This is a genomic window from Nostoc sp. JL33 (assembly GCF_017114985.1).
In the GTDB taxonomy this organism is placed as follows: Bacteria; Cyanobacteriota; Cyanobacteriia; order Cyanobacteriales; family Nostocaceae; genus Nostoc.
The window spans coordinates 53601-68685 of record NZ_JABXKP010000007.1 but is presented as its reverse complement, the minus strand read 5'-3'; the positions used below and the strand labels follow the sequence as shown (position 1 = coordinate 68685).

At 40.9% G+C, this 15085-nt stretch carries 14 protein-coding genes and 1 pseudogene; 7 read left to right on the top strand and 8 right to left on the bottom strand.

From position 1 onward, the window contains the following. Positions 1-3: 3 nt before the first annotated feature. Positions 4-1905, top strand: coding sequence for a replicative DNA helicase (locus HWQ23_RS00495; protein ID WP_292822820.1), 1902 nt, complete (start codon positions 4-6; stop codon positions 1903-1905). A gap of 24 nt (positions 1906-1929) precedes the next feature. Then, positions 1930-2448 carry an alpha-ketoglutarate-dependent dioxygenase AlkB gene (locus HWQ23_RS00490; protein ID WP_292822819.1) on the top strand — a complete coding sequence of 173 codons (519 nt, stop codon included), beginning with the start codon at positions 1930-1932 and terminating at the stop codon, positions 2446-2448. 185 nt (positions 2449-2633) lie between these two features. Here the strand turns inward: HWQ23_RS00490 and HWQ23_RS00485 are convergent, their stop codons facing one another. Next, positions 2634-3158, bottom strand: coding sequence for an FKBP-type peptidyl-prolyl cis-trans isomerase (locus HWQ23_RS00485; RefSeq protein ID WP_292822818.1), 525 nt, complete (start codon positions 3156-3158; stop codon positions 2634-2636). A gap of 78 nt (positions 3159-3236) precedes the next feature. Next, complete coding sequence (locus HWQ23_RS00480) at positions 3237-3560, bottom strand: phasin family protein (RefSeq protein WP_100901084.1); 324 nt, start codon at positions 3558-3560, stop codon at positions 3237-3239. Between the two features lie 135 nt (positions 3561-3695). Here HWQ23_RS00480 and HWQ23_RS00475 point away from each other — a divergent pair. Continuing rightward, positions 3696-3995: pseudogene (locus HWQ23_RS00475) on the top strand (TIGR03792 family protein). 74 nt (positions 3996-4069) lie between these two features. Here HWQ23_RS00475 and HWQ23_RS00470 read toward each other — a convergent pair. After that, positions 4070-4480: a 2TM domain-containing protein gene (locus tag HWQ23_RS00470; protein WP_292822817.1), complete on the bottom strand. Its 411-nt coding sequence runs from the start codon at positions 4478-4480 to the stop codon at positions 4070-4072. Positions 4481-4680: 200 nt separating this feature from the next. Then, on the bottom strand, positions 4681-4935 hold the full coding sequence (locus tag HWQ23_RS00465; protein WP_292822816.1) for a hypothetical protein: 255 nt from the start codon (positions 4933-4935) through the stop codon (positions 4681-4683). A 312-nt stretch (positions 4936-5247) separates the two neighbouring features. On the opposite strand from HWQ23_RS00465, the gene HWQ23_RS00460 reads away from it, so the two are divergent. Beyond that, positions 5248-7413: an FAD/NAD(P)-binding protein gene (locus HWQ23_RS00460; RefSeq protein WP_292822815.1), complete on the top strand. Its 2166-nt coding sequence runs from the start codon at positions 5248-5250 to the stop codon at positions 7411-7413. 155 nt (positions 7414-7568) lie between these two features. Here HWQ23_RS00460 and HWQ23_RS00455 read toward each other — a convergent pair whose 3' ends face one another. The 3 genes from HWQ23_RS00455 to modA form a co-directional block, all read right to left on the bottom strand. Beyond that, positions 7569-8222, bottom strand: a complete 654-nt coding sequence (locus tag HWQ23_RS00455) for a DUF642 domain-containing protein (RefSeq protein WP_292822814.1) — start codon at positions 8220-8222, stop codon at positions 7569-7571. A gap of 309 nt (positions 8223-8531) precedes the next feature. Further along, positions 8532-9095, bottom strand: coding sequence for a DUF642 domain-containing protein (locus HWQ23_RS00450; RefSeq protein ID WP_292822813.1), 564 nt, complete (start codon positions 9093-9095; stop codon positions 8532-8534). Between the two features lie 66 nt (positions 9096-9161). Next, positions 9162-10016, bottom strand: a complete 855-nt coding sequence (gene modA / locus HWQ23_RS00445; protein WP_292822812.1) for a molybdate ABC transporter substrate-binding protein — start codon at positions 10014-10016, stop codon at positions 9162-9164. 670 nt (positions 10017-10686) lie between these two features. Here modA and HWQ23_RS00440 point away from each other — a divergent pair. Then, positions 10687-11088 carry a fasciclin domain-containing protein gene (locus HWQ23_RS00440; protein ID WP_292822811.1) on the top strand — a complete coding sequence of 134 codons (402 nt, stop codon included), beginning with the start codon at positions 10687-10689 and terminating at the stop codon, positions 11086-11088. A gap of 190 nt (positions 11089-11278) precedes the next feature. On the opposite strand, the gene sfsA is transcribed toward HWQ23_RS00440, so the two are convergent. Then, complete coding sequence (gene sfsA, locus HWQ23_RS00435) at positions 11279-12004, bottom strand: DNA/RNA nuclease SfsA (RefSeq protein ID WP_292822810.1); 726 nt, start codon at positions 12002-12004, stop codon at positions 11279-11281. Positions 12005-12268: 264 nt separating this feature from the next. On the opposite strand from sfsA, the gene HWQ23_RS00430 reads away from it, so the two are divergent. Then, positions 12269-12937, top strand: coding sequence for a 2OG-Fe dioxygenase family protein (locus HWQ23_RS00430; RefSeq protein WP_292822809.1), 669 nt, complete (start codon positions 12269-12271; stop codon positions 12935-12937). 755 nt (positions 12938-13692) lie between these two features. Then, complete coding sequence (locus tag HWQ23_RS00425; protein ID WP_292822808.1) at positions 13693-14961, top strand: tetratricopeptide repeat protein; 1269 nt, start codon at positions 13693-13695, stop codon at positions 14959-14961. The last annotated feature ends 124 nt before the right edge of the window (positions 14962-15085 follow it).

Below are 15085 nucleotides of genomic sequence, written 5' to 3'. Positions count from 1 at the left end.
TTTATGGCTGAAGAATTGAGTTTTCAAGGCGATGGTAGCAATCGCCTCCCACCACAAAATATTGAGGCGGAAGAAGCGATTTTGGGGGGTATTTTGCTAGATCCAGAAGCGATTAGTCGAGTTAGCGATCGCCTCCTTCCCGAAGCTTTTTACATTAGCGCTCACAAAGATATTTATCAAGCAGCTGTCAGGCTCCACGCCCAAGGTAAACCCACAGATTTGCTCTCAGTCACAAGTTGGCTGACTGACCATGAAATGCTATCCCGCATAGGTGGTAGAAATAAATTAGCAACTCTGGTAGACCGCACAGTATCAGCCGTCAACATTGACGGTTTAGCAGGGTTGGTGATGGACAAATACCTGCGGCGGCGCTTAATTAAAGCTGGCAATGAAATTGTACATCTTGGTTACGAGACAGAAACCGAATTACCACAGGTTTTAGATCAGGCAGAACAAAAAGTATTCGGAGTTACTCAAGAACGTCCCCAATCGGGTTTAGTTCACATTTCTGATACTCTAATTAATAATTTTCAGGATATTGAGGATCGAAATCAAGGCATCGCCTTACCTGGTATTCCCTGCGGATTTTACGATTTAGATGCTATGACTAGCGGCTTTCAACGTTCTGATTTGATTATTGTCGCTGGTCGGCCATCAATGGGAAAAACGGCCTTTTGTTTAAATATTGCTCATAATATTGCCGCTTCTTTTAAATTACCAGTTGCTGTTTTCAGCTTGGAAATGTCAAAAGAGCAACTGACCCAACGGCTATTAGCTAGCGAAGCGCAAATTGAAAGTAGTTATCTGCGAACTGGAAGACTCAGCCAAACACAGTGGGAACCTTTAAGCCGTGCTATTGGTATCCTTTCTGAGATGCCGATTTATATTGACGACACGCCGAATATTACAGTTACACAAATTCGTAGTCAGGCAAGAAGACTGCAAGCAGAACAGGGAACTGAATTAGGATTAATTGTAATAGATTACTTGCAATTGATGGAAGGAGCAGGCGATAATCGAGTTCAAGAATTATCAAAAATTACGCGTCAACTCAAAGGTTTAGCGCGGGAATTATCTGTACCAGTTATTGCTTTATCTCAGTTAAGTCGAGGGGTGGAAGCACGTACCAATAAGCGTCCGATGTTATCTGATTTGAGAGAGTCTGGTTGTTTAGCAGGCGACAGTTTGGTGACATTAGCGAACTCAGGACTGCAAGTACCAATTAGGGAATTAGCAGGTAAATCTGGTTTTGCAGTTTGGGCGTTGAACGAAGCTACAATGCAGTTAGAAAAGGCAATTGTTAGCAATGCTTTTTCCACTGGTGTAAAGCCTCTGTTTACTATAACAACTCGATTGGGCCGAAAAATTCGTGCCACAAGTAATCACAAATTTTTAACAATTAATGGTTGGTGCAGACTAGATGAGTTAAGTCCGAAGGAACATCTGTGCTTACCTAGACATCTGCCTAGTTCTGGTGAACAAACCATGACTTATGCCCTTGCAACATCCTATTGTGACTCTACGGTTTATAAAGCAAATTTAAGTCGAGAAGAATCTCTAAAAGAAGACACAGTTGTTCAATCAAATAAACTGCAAGCAAGTCCAAATTGCGATATTTATTGGGATGAAATAGTTTCAACTGAACCTAGTAAAGAAGAAGAAGTATTTGACCTCACCGTTCCTCGTTTAAATAACTTTGTTGCTAATAATATTGTTGTTCACAATTCTATTGAACAAGACGCGGATTTAGTAATAATGTTGTACCGCGATGAATATTACTCTCCCGATACTCCCGATCGCGGCATTGCAGAAGTGATTATAGCTAAACATCGCAACGGCCCTACAGGTACTGCAAAACTTTTATTCAATCCACAGTTTACAAAGTTTCAAAATTTAAAAATTTAGCGATATCAAATAATTATTTGAGCAATGAATGAGCCTGATTTACTCATTAATGATATATTTTTGCCGAATAGTCATTCTCTATTTGATAGTCTTATATCCATAATTAACTGGGATGAGCGTATACGGGCACGAAAAACAGCTAGTTTTGGTTCACCATATAACTACTCAAACATTTATTACAACTCATGCCCGATGCTGAATGAGTTACTTCCTATTATCGATCGGCTTGAAAAACACTTTGGGTTTCGACCAAACAACTGTTTAGTAAATTATTACACAAATGGTAACTCAACAATGGGATTTCACTCCGACTCAATTGATGAACTCATGGATGATACTGGTATCTCTATTATTTCGTTAGGGGCTGAAAGAATAATTACATTTCAAAATAAACAAGACAAAAACATTGAACATAGTTACTTACTCAAAAGTGGTTCTCTACTTTTTATGCCTCAGAAGACGCAGCAATACTGGAAGCATGGAATTCTCAAGCAACCAGAAACATTCGGGCGTATTAGTCTGACATTTAGGTTGTTGATATAGTTGCGGCAGTCCGATCAAAGTTACAGATACTTTTTCTTATGTTTTCTAGCTGTACTTCTGTCCCATCTGTACTCTGAAATACCTAATTTATCTGATAGGGCATTGGGCATTTAGAAAAGAGAGAATAGAAACTTATTTTAATAATTCCCCCTAGTCCCCAGTACCCAATCCCTAGTCCCTAGTCCCTATTTAACTCCCAGCAATTCCACATCAAAATGCAGGATGGCGTTAGGCGGAATCACACCACCAGCACCACGAGAGCCATAACCTAACTCTGGGGGGATGATTAACTGACGACGACCGCCTACTTTCATGGTGCTAAGTCCTTCGTCCCAACCTTTGATTACCTGTCCAAGGCCAATTTTAAAGCTGAAGGGTTGGCCGCGATCGCGTGAACTATCAAACTTAGTACCATCTTCTAGAGTGCCGACATAGTGAACTTCAACCGTTTGTCCAGATTGAGGAGTCGCCCCAGTCCCCTCTTTTAACTCGACATACTTTAATCCAGAGGGGGTAGTTACGGCATTAGCATCATCAGACATAGTATTGCTCGCAATTAGAGTATTATTTTCAGTTAAAGTTGTGGGCGCTGGCGACGTTTGGGTTAACTCAGCAGCAATGGCAGTATTCTGTTTACTGCCTACTTGCCCCACAACCAAAAGCACAAAACACACCAGCATGAACGCCACGCTGAGGAAAATTGGTTTCAAAATCAGTTCTCCTTACTTAGGTATCCTGGCAAAAACATTACCAACAGGACACAATTAGTTTAAATCAGAAAGGACATCTTAACGCCAAAGCTTATTTTCCAAATCGCGCAGTTGACGCTCTAAACGGTCAATTCTACCGCGCAGCTCGTCCACTTCCGACTGACGAGCTACCCCCAAATCCTGCATCATATTCCGCATTTGCCGTTGCATTTGGACATCGAAGTTTCCCTGTTCCGACTTTAACTGCTGGGCAATATCATCTATTACCGCCTTGGCTTGCTCAGGATTGAGCTTACCGTCTTTAACTAAATCATCACTAACTTGGCGCAGTTTTTCACCTACTAAAGACGTTGTGCCAAGACCCACCATCATTAACTGTTGCAACCAGTTATTGCTGTCCATACTTCCTTCCTCTTATTTATTTCAAACCAGCCGACCCTTGCTCCTGAGTGTAGGCAATCAAGCTATGCTAAAAGCGTAGTTATTCTAGCCTACATCTCTATTTTGGCAAATTAGCAAGCACAAGGTTCAAAGGGCGTGGTTATAGAACTCCTCAAGTTTAAAGTGCCCCGAATCTATGGGAAGATTTTATCCAGAAGGATGCACAAATTTGGACAACAGCGCTGGCTGAATATCCTGGATTTCTCGGTAAAGAGGTTTGGATCAGCCCCAATGACCACAGAGAAGTTATTTCATTGGGCAACGCTGGAGCAGTGGAAAGTCTTACTCCAAGCCGATTTGCAGACTATCGAAGACAAATTCATCCAACTACTGGGAGAATCCTATCCGATACTGGAGTCAGCAGAGTATCAAGTACGGAAATTTCGCCATTTGTAGGTGAAAGATTACTCGCAACTCGTAGGGCTGCATAGCTGTGCGTTGGTGTCTCCATTTTTCAAAGTAGGGAGAAGTTAAATTTCTGCACGCCATTTCTGAAGGGCTATCTCGTAATCCTCTGTTTTACTCTGATAAACACTCCACCAATGAAAAAATAGTCCTAACCCCCATCCTAAAACTGGGAAGATAGCCCAAAAATAACTAGGACTAGTGATTAAATTCAAGAGAATGAGGAATAAATTCACCGCTAAGAAGGAAACAAAGTGTGCCCAAAACGCTCTACGTCGGAAAGTATTAAATGTGCGTCTCGAACCTTCCTCTTCTTGTTGAGCTAACCACTTTTGTTCAGTTGTTTCCAAAATATTAGAAGAAATACCTAAGTCAGATGCCATTTCTACAAGCTCTTCTCGTGAAAATTCAGTTTCCTGTTTACGAGTGAGTGCTATTTGAAGGATTTGTTGCACATCTTCGGAATCGTAAGTCATTTTAATTACCTGATAATTTTGTGTGTAAATACGCTTTTGATTTTACGAAGTTTTCGATAGGCTTCGTCCAATTCAGTTAGCAAATGCCTCCACATTTTGCACTAAATACTTAGTCACATTCACAAGCTTATTATTTTCTCATAATCGATTTAGGGCTACTGTATTTCTCAATACCTCTATATTGCTTTTCCTAATAAGAATCAGGTACAGCTTAACCTCACCCCAATAAAGCTGTGCTTTATCTCCCCTCTCCTTGGTAAGGAGAGGGGTTGGGGAGCCAGTGTGTTGCGGGGTTCCAAGAGTTGTAGCAACTGGCGTGGTAAGGTTTTGATATGATCTACTTCCTGCACCTGGGAAGCGCTATATGACAATGCCCTAACAGCGATCGCTCTTAAGATATTAAGCCAAACATTATCTGAAACTTGAATGCTAGTAGTGTCAGAAAATGTTGACAATTGTCAAGGTAAAATTATCGCTTTTGAAGGGTTTTTTGATGTTAATTAAAAACCCCGGTATTTGCATCGTATTTGGATGCAATAGACACATCAATTTTAGAGAAGTAGTTCCAAAACGTTGTCTCATATAGATTTTAGTTTGTGTAATCTGACGATCGCCACTCTCTCGATTTGGGGAATTGGATACTCAAGTGCAATTCCCACTTATTCTTGTGCCTATGTGGTTTTTGAGCTAATTCATTCCGCCTAACAACTTCCAATAAGCGTAAATTTCAATTTATCGGCCGTAGATTGATAGGTAGAAAGCAGCAAGTGCAACTCACACGTCCTATGAACAACAATATTCTTAACCTAACCGTCCCTCCAGTTGCGATCGCTATCATTGGTGGTGGCTTTAGCGGTTCTCTGGTTGCAGCCAATCTTTTACGCAACGCAACTATGCCATTGTCCATCAAGTTGATTGAACGTAATTCTGAAGTGGGTAGAGGAGTTGCTTACGGGACACCAGTTGACTGTCACTTGCTGAATGTGCCTGCGGGTAAGATGAGCGCATTTGCTGATGAGCCAAATCACTTCCTCAACTGGCTGCACAAAAATGGGCACCAACAGGTAACTCCATCTACCTTCGTTCCGCGTCGGGTTTATGGGGACTATGTGCAGGCGACTTTAAAAGCAGCACAGGTAAATGCACCGGCTAATGTGCAGCTAGAGAAGATTGTGGATGAAGCGATCGCCATTGAAACAAAACCGACCAATACAATAGTCTATCTGAGCAGTGGCCAATGTTTGCATGTGCAAAAAGCGGTGTTAGCGTTGGGCAATTTCCCGGCAATTACGCCTGCACCGCTTGCCGTTTTAGACAACCGCTATGTCAAAGATGCTTGGTCTGCGGATGCGATTACCGACTTAAATCCAGAGGATGCTATTCTGCTGGTGGGTACTGGGTTAACAATGGTAGATGCGGTTGTTTCCCTACATCAACAAGGGTTCCAGGGACAAATTCATACCGTCTCGCGGCACGGATTGATGCCCTTTAAGCACAAATCAACAGCAGCTTATCCGGCATTTATTAATCTAGAAACTGCGCCAAAAACGGCGCGAGGACTGCTGCATGTGGTACGTCAAGAACTGCGCCAAGCCCTTACCCAAGGACACGCTCAAGATTGGCGGGCGGTAATCGATGCCATCCGCCCAATTATTCCAGAACTTTGGCAAGCAATGCCATTGCGGGAACAGAAGCGATTTCTCCGCCATGTCAAAGCTTATTGGGAAGTTCACCGTCATCGGATTGCTGAAGGAATTGCCGAAGTACTGGATGCTGCAATCGAGTCTGGTCAACTCAAGCATTACGCAGGTCGGATTCAAAGTTGTCAGGAGTTAGAGAATGGAGTGAATGTGAGCATCTGCGAACGGGGGACGCACAAAAATATCGTTTTGCAGGTGAAGCGGATTATCAACTGCACTGGTGCAAATTGTGATTACCGCAGATTGCAGCACCCATTGGTGGCTAGCATCCAAGAACAACGGCTGATCCGTCCCAACACATTGTCAATGGGAATCGACACTGCTCCAAATGGTGCGGTGATCGATGCAGATGGAAATACATCTCAAATGCTGTACACCTTGGGGACACCGCGCAAAGGCAATCTTTGGGAAACCACTGCTGTTCCCGAAATTCGCGTTCAGGCAGCAAATTTGGCACAGGAGTTACTGAAATCTCTGAATCCAAAACCCGATGCTACTACTTTCGGGTTGAGGAAACCTGGTATGTTATTTCGTCAACTATTCGATAAAGAATCTAGTACTTATACTTACCTAATTGCTGACCCAGAAACCAAAACAGCTATCCTAGTTGATCCTGTGTTGGAGCAGGTCGAACGTGATCTTCAGATATTGCGACAATTGGGGCTGACCCTGCGCTACTGTGTAGAAACTCACATTCATGCTGACCACATTACTGGAACAGACAGACTCAGGTCACTGACGGGTTGTTTGGGGATTTTGCCTGAGAATGCAGCCGCTACCTGTGCAGACCACTACATTGCCGATGGAAATATGTTGGAATTAGGGAACGTGCAGATTCGAGCGATCGCTACCCCTGGTCACACTGACAGCCACATGGCATACTTAGTCAATGACACTCATCTATTAACTGGAGATGCCCTGTTCATCCGGGGTTGTGGTCGTACCGACTTCCAAAGCGGTGACGCTGGCTCACTGTATGATGCCGTTACTCAAAAGCTATTCACATTACCAGATGACACCTTGGTATATCCCGGCCACGACTACCAAGGACAGACAGTATCCACGATTGGCGAAGAAAAGTGCTGGAATCCTCGTTTTGCTGGACGCAGCCGCAATCAGTTCATCGAACTAATGAAGAACCTCAACTTACCCCAACCGAAAAAGATGCTGGAAGCTGTACCTGCAAATCAGCATTGTGGCAGAATTTTAGCTGCATTGGATTATCAAATTTGAACTTTATTTAGCTATAAAAAGGGTAAGGCGATGTCTACGATGGGCTACGCCTTGACACCTTTTCCATTGAGAATTGTATGGCGATGTCTAACGACAAGCCAGTGCGCGTCTACACTCTATTGTTTTCCGAGAGTGACAAAAAAGGGTTATTTTTTCTAACTAATTGCTTTCTTTTTCTTCAGCCATATTCCCAACAACCCACCAGTAACTATTATTCCTCCAATAGTCGATGGCTCAGGCACAGGTTTTACACTCACATTATCCAAGTATAAGAATCCATATTTATCCCAATTCCCAAACTTTAATTCTGTGGATGATGCGTCTGCCGTGAAATTGAACTTATATTGCGTGTATGGTTGAAAAGAAATGTCTTTTTGATCAAAAATCTTATTTCCACTTACAAATGTCTGAAATTGATTATCAAGGTCAGGTGCCTCATCTATAGATGCTAAATGGTAACTAAGTTCGTATTTCTGACCAGGTTGTGTAGAAAGCGTCTGTGATATGTAGCTGAGGTCTATAAATCCACTAAGTGATAAGCCCTGATTACCACTACCATGCTGAGGAAAATTGCTTATTCTTATCCCTGATATATCCATCGGATTACCAGATTTAGTCCAGTCTGTAATATTAGGATTTGTAACATTGGGATTATTAGGATCTACGAGCGGATCGAGTTCAAAGCTTCCATTTTTAACAAGTTCTGCCGCTTGTGCGGCTGCATTATAAGTATTGGTAATCACAGCAGTGCTAATTAAGGTAGTAGTAACACTAAAAGCAATAATTGAGAGTTTTTTAGTTAACTTCATGAAACTTGACTCCAAATAATTCTAAATTCCGACAATTAAAACAAGTTGATAGTTATATCCATGCTGGCTCTAAGTAGTGTCAATCAAACTGAGCATTTTATTCTGGTTTCTGAGAGTTAGCTATTGATATGGATAATGATTCATACACTTAAGGCAACCTCTCTATAAACCCATAATGGAGTTTTTTAATCAGAAGAATTTCAGTGGCATTCTCGACACTATGGAGCCAGACATTGCTTGGGCTTCTAAGACAATAAGGTTAGCTTGTCATCTGTGGTTTATTTATCCCCGTTGTTTTCTCCTTGATTGTTAAGGTGTAGCTTTGACACTCACATCATCCAAATATAAAAACGCATACTTTGCTAGGGAACCAAACTTTATCTCTGTGGATCTTGCTTTTGCTTTAAAATCTAAGGTGTATTGCCTATAAGGTTGGAAAGGAGTATCTTTTTTAACAGAAACCTTTTTTCCATCTATAAAAACCTGAAATTTATTCTCAAGGTCAGGTGGCTCCTCTATGGATGCAAAATAGTAAGTAAGTTGGTAGTGTCGACCAACAACTGTAGGGATAGTCTGCGATATGTAGCTAATGCCTGAAAATGCACCAAGCGATAAACCTTGGTTACCAGTGTGAGGAAAGTTGCTAATTGTAGTACCTAGAGCGCCAGATTTAAGCCATCCAGTAACATTAGGATTTACACCGTTAGGATTATTAGGATCTGCCAGAGGGTCGATTTCAAATCCCCCGTTATAAATTAGCTCTTTTCCTTCCGCTTGTGCTACTGACTTATAAGTATTGGTAATCACAGCAGTATGAAGCAAGGCAGTGCTCAGACTACAAACAATAATTGAGAGTTTTTTAGTGAACTTCACGAGACATTACTCCAAATAGTTCAAAATTCACGACAACGAGTACTTAATTGATTTAGTTTGCAGTCATTAAGGCAGGACAAAGCCATAATTATTTTTGAAGATATTCTTGGCAGTACTACCACTTAAGTAGTTAGAAAAACTCTGTGCCGTCGATAAAACTTTAGTTCTGGTGAGTATACCCAGTGGATAGATAATCGTATCACTCTCTGCTACTTTCGCACTGTCTACGACTCTTACCTTCTTAGAAATGGCAGCATCGGTTTTGTAAACGGCACCTGCGCTGATAGTTTTAGTTACACCTGCAACTACAAGAGTTTTATTTTCAACAGCAGTTAAAACGTTACGCACATTGCTAGCAAGGTATAATTTAGGACTAAGAGTAGTGAAAATACCTCGCTTAGTCAGAACTTGTTTGGCATAATTTCCGGCTGGCACAACTGGAGGAGTACCTGTATAGTCACCTATAGCAATGCCAGTAATGTTGGCGTTGGTCAACCCATTGAAGCTAGTGAGACCTGCACTACCAGCACTAATCGGAAATGTCGTAGGAACAATCAAAACTAGACTGTTTTTGACGACGTTTTTACGACTACCTGGAACCAATTTACTTGGAGTTGAATTCTGCAAAACATTTATTTGGTCGTTGGCAGCAGAAATGAAAATATCTGCTGGTGCTCCTGCTTGTATTTGCTTGAGCAAGGTACCAGAAGCACCAAATGTATAAACAACGTTGACACCTGGGTTAGCATTTTGGTACTGAGTCTTAATGGCATTCAGCGCATTTGTTAAGCTGACAGCCGCATACACGTTAAGTGTGGTTGCGGAACTTGCTGGTGAAAAATTGACAAACTGTAAGCCAATTACCAACATCATGCTGGTAATTGCCGTAGCAATCCAAACAATAAGTCTTCTTCTGTTCATAAAAGTTATAGTTCGAGGAAAATATTACCTAAAAGTCTCATTGTTGATATACCTGACTTACGCACAGGCAACGGAAAAACCAACCACAGAGATGGCAGAGGACATGGAGAAATGAGAGTTTGAGTATTCTGGAAATAAACGGCCAATCACAATCGCTAAAAGTATTAGTGTGATGAACCATTTATTATTTCCAAGTAGAACTACACAAACAGCGAGTGAAATGTATTTAGTGATGAAATAATATCAGTTAAATAGGCTCATTACCAACAATTTTGGTTAGAGAATCCTGACAAAAAGCTAGTACAAGCAAATCTAAATACTATAAAAGCGCTGAATAGCTTACCGAGTAGAGGTTTTATTCTAATTTTTCTAGTATTCCTAAATATTTAAGCTATACCAACAAAATACTTTTAACTAACTTTTTTGGTAAAAAAGTGCTGTATTCATAGTAGTGAACAGCGATCGCCCCTACTTTGGTGTAGAAAAAGGAGCGCTTGTAACTCACCCGCCCAAGACAATGCACATATTATTTTTTATTTGTATAAAAATATGTAAAGTTTTCTATCGTATCAATAAAAGATTTGATTTGACATACGTCTACCGATAGATAGATTTTATTAAACAAGTAGTTTAAATTTGTAACAGGTTACACAGAACTTAGGTAAAACACATGGCCAACATAATTGACACTGCCACTAATAATGGTTCTTTCAATACACTAGTTGCAGCAATTAAAGCGGCTGGTCTGGTAGATACACTGCAAGGACCTGGCCCATTCACCGTCTTCGCACCCACTGATGCAGCATTTAATAAGCTTCCACCAGGTACAGTAGACGCATTACTCCAAGATATTCCTAAGCTCAAGAAAATCTTAACCTATCATGTTGTCTCAGGGAAGGTACTGGCTGCTGATGTAGCTAAACTGAAGACAGCTAAAACAGTTGAAGGTTCAGATGTGAAAATTGATGCTTCTAATGGCGTCAAGATAAATGATGCAAAAGTTGCAACAGCAGATGTTGCTGCTGATAACGGTGTCATCCACGTAATTGACACAGTTTTGATTCCTGCATAAGCAAATCTCAGAATAGCGAATGCTATTTCTGGGACGGCGACTACCTATAGTCGTTTCTCGATTACAGTCTGGTTGAATGTTTTTTATTAAACACAACTACCAATAAATCCATCTAGATACTGTCTAGATGGATTTATTGTTTTATGCGTGTATAAACGTTGGATTGCAACGTCTCTCTAATTAGATGTAATCAAATTTTTAGTTTTGCCAAATCCAAATAACGGATACCTTCGGGGGAAATGTCAAAACGGCAAGGTAAGACTTCTAAACCAAGAGCGATCGCATCCCGTAATAATTTACCATATATAGGATCTGTGCGATCGCCAGGGGAAAACTCAGTACAATCACTGCGATTGATAAAGTAAAGCATCACCGCACGAGTTAGAGGTAGCAGCGCCATTAATTCTCGCAAGTGCTTTTGTCCTCTTGTAGTCTCCGTGTCAGGAAATAAGGCTAATCTCCCCTCAGACAAAGTTGTATTTTTAACTTCTAAATAAATCGGGCGTTGCTGATCACTTCCCGTCAAGAAAAAATCCACTCGACTTTTTTTATCTAGCCCATAAACTACCTCGCCCTTGATTTGGCTATAGTCGCCCAATTCTGGGAAAAGATGTTTCGCCAAAGCTAGCTTTACCACCCGATTGGGCAAAAAAGTATTTATACCTACCCAAGTCGGCTCATTGTCATGTACCTGAATTAGTTCTAAAGTGTAAGCCAATTTGCGGTTAAGATTATCGCTTTTGGAAAGCTGTACAGCACTTTGGGGAGTCGAGACTCCAGTCATTGGCCCTGTATTGGGACAGTGTGCTGTCACTATTTCGCCAGAAGTAAGTTGAACGTCAGCAAAAAACCGCTTGTAGCGTTTTAGCAGAATACCTGGATATAAAGGTGGGTAACGGTAAAGCCAATCAATCATTATGAAACCTTGTTGCTGTTAGTAAATATACGTCGATTTCTTCCCCACCGAACCCCCATCAGCAAATCTTTTCAGCAGCTACTCATACACCCATAAGCATTACTCCGCCCTGTGACAGAATTTGAGTAATTTGATATATCATAAAGTGTCAAATTTTGTAGTTAAATTAACAACATCTTAATAAGAATTAGCATATACTAGGTGTTATAAGCCTCCCATAAAGGAAAATCTGGGAGAATTTCAACATGCAAGGAGGTAAATCCTATGCAAAAAGTGTGGACATCAACGGAATTAGAATATGCTTTTCTGTTTACTCTAAGAAAGGTAAATTCGATAAATCTAGAAGGTTTTAAGCCATTTTTTAGTAATATGCCTATTGACCCTTATATCAAAGGCAATCATCGTTCGAGAAGATTATCTCGGTTCACAGTATCGGGAAATCAGTTAATCAAATTACCTCATGGCTACTTCTTTCAAAGCAAAGAATATAATCCATTAGCGGGCGACATAAAAAGAGAGTTTGCAGAATTAGATGATGCGCTCATAGAACTTGATATTTTTAAACATCTTGTTTTGGCATTTAGCGATTCTTGTAAACTTCATCCTGAAGCTGAAATCGGAGTTCATCAAATTAGAATTCTTTGTTCACCAGATAATTCAGGTAATCCAGCACCTGAAGGTATCCATCAAGATGGCACTGATTTTGTTGGCATCTTCTCAGTAGCTAGAAATAATATTCAAGGTGGAGAAACACATCTGTATACTGCCAAAAAAGAAAAGCCTGTGTTTAGCAAAGTTCTAAATCCGGGAGAACTTTTATTGGTAAATGACCATGAATTCTTGCACTTCGCCAATCCCATAAAACCACAAATTGATGCTGAAGGAAGTTGGGATGTTTTTGTACTGACTTCTCCTAGCTTGCTTTCAGAATAATTCTCTGACTTTTCACTGTTATTCTGGAAAACCTCTCTCCTTTTAGGGGAGAGGCTTTGATTTTTTCCCCTTTTCTATAAGGTAAGGGGGCTAGTACCGCAAGGCGTAAGTCACGCATTCACGCATTCAAAAGTATTATGCAATAGGCTTCCTAGTAATTTTAAATGGTTGCTCTATTTACGCCGTGGCGTACTAGGTTTCGTCAATGATTTAGGACTGCTAAACTGTTCCACATTTAACTTGCATAATTATGGCGGGCTTTTCGGCCCACCCCACAAGAGTTTGATTTAATCCGATTATGCAATTTAGGTGTTTTTCAGCTTATATACCTGTTGTGATAGTTCTAATTTCCATTGGCATAACTTATTATTGATTAGAATCTGGACGTGTACAAGATTCCATTGGGTGAATTCCGTTTATAACAATTTACCGCTCTTTTATTACTCTGAAAAAATAAAATATTTGTAGGTTGGGTTGAACATTCGTGTTACCTAACAAAATCAACGATTCTTGGTGTTGGGTTTTTTCCTCAACCCAACCTACGCCTAGATTTATAAAAACTGGACGTGTACAATATTCCATTGGGTGAATTCTATTTATAACAACTTAGGGTGGTGTGTTCGTTTTTTTTAATCGAAAATACGAAATGAAGCAAAGCCACGCTGAATACTTAGAATATTAAGGGTGAGCGCATAGGTTAAACTACGAAACAAGCCTGCTGGAATTCAACTAACTGAATCAACCAAACAAATGCCATGAATGACGAATTCTACAATAGAGGATTGGAAAAGGCTAGGCGAAAAGACTACGCTGGAGCAATTGAGGAATTTAACCATGCTTTAGAACTGACACCTTACTTTACCGAAGCTTACTTGCAAAGGGGTTTGGCATATTATGACTCAGGTGTAATCCTTAAGGCTGTTTCAGATTATACCGAAGCACTGAAGCTGAATCCTGACAGTGTAGAGGCATATTATTGTCGTGGATTGGCAAGGGTAGCGCTGAAAAATCTGCCGGGGGCGCTGGAGGATGTTGAACGCGCTATTCGTCTCAATCTGAATTATGCTGCTGCTTATAATCTGCGGGGAATGGTGCGGCGCAAACAGGGTTATATTCAAGATGCGATCGCTAATTTTAAAAAAGCTGCACAGTTATATCTAGAGCAACAGGATAAAGAGAATTGTCGCCTGTGTCTGGAACTAATTAAAAAGCTACAACCCCCAGAATTACCTGTTGTACAGCAATCTAGTTCTACAAATGCGCCAATTTTATCCACCAATGATTATTTCACGCAATTATTAGAAAAAGCTGAAAAGGGAGATACCCAAGAGGCACTCGCCGATTTAAACTGGGTATTAAAAGCCGATCCGCAAGATGCCCAAGCTTACTGCTGTCGTGGGGTTGTGCGTTGTAAAATGGGGAATTATCGAGAAGCGATCGCAGATTTTAATCAAGCATTGCGATTAAATTTTCAAGATGCGATTGTCTATCGCAATCGAGGTAAAGCGCGTTCTGTATTGGGAGATCATCAAGGTGCGATCGCGGATCTTAACCAAGCACTCCAGATGCAACCCGAAGATGCCTTAGTCTATATTGCCAGAGGTAATGCCTATCGGACAACGGGCAATTATCTCGGTGCAATTCAAGACTACACCCAAGCGCTGCAAATCAATCCTGATGATGCTCAAGCTTACTACAATCGCGGCATTGCTTATACTTGTTTAGAAGAAATGCAAAACGCCGTGGAAGATTATCAACGGGCGGCGAGTATCTTTTGTGAACAAGAAGACTGGGGAAATTATCAACAAGTTTTAAGTAGCCTAGAAAAAATCCATAAATTTAGTCCAGAGTCAAAAAAGCAAAAATATAATCTGCTACGTCAGCGACTTTTGCGAATGGTTGGCGGATATTGGGAAATTGCCGAACGATTGATTCAGCAGAAGCAGGATTACTCTCCTGGGATGGCAGACGAGTGGTATTTGCAAAAAGTAATTGATGATTTAGAACGCGATCGCGGTAGATAAAATATAAATGCGACTATAGGAATCATATTTGATTTTTGTTCGCGCAGCGTGGCATAGCCATAATTATTTGCGTAGACAGGGAGGGGGGAGTGGGGAGTGGGGAAGAAGCCTTTTCGGAGTGTAC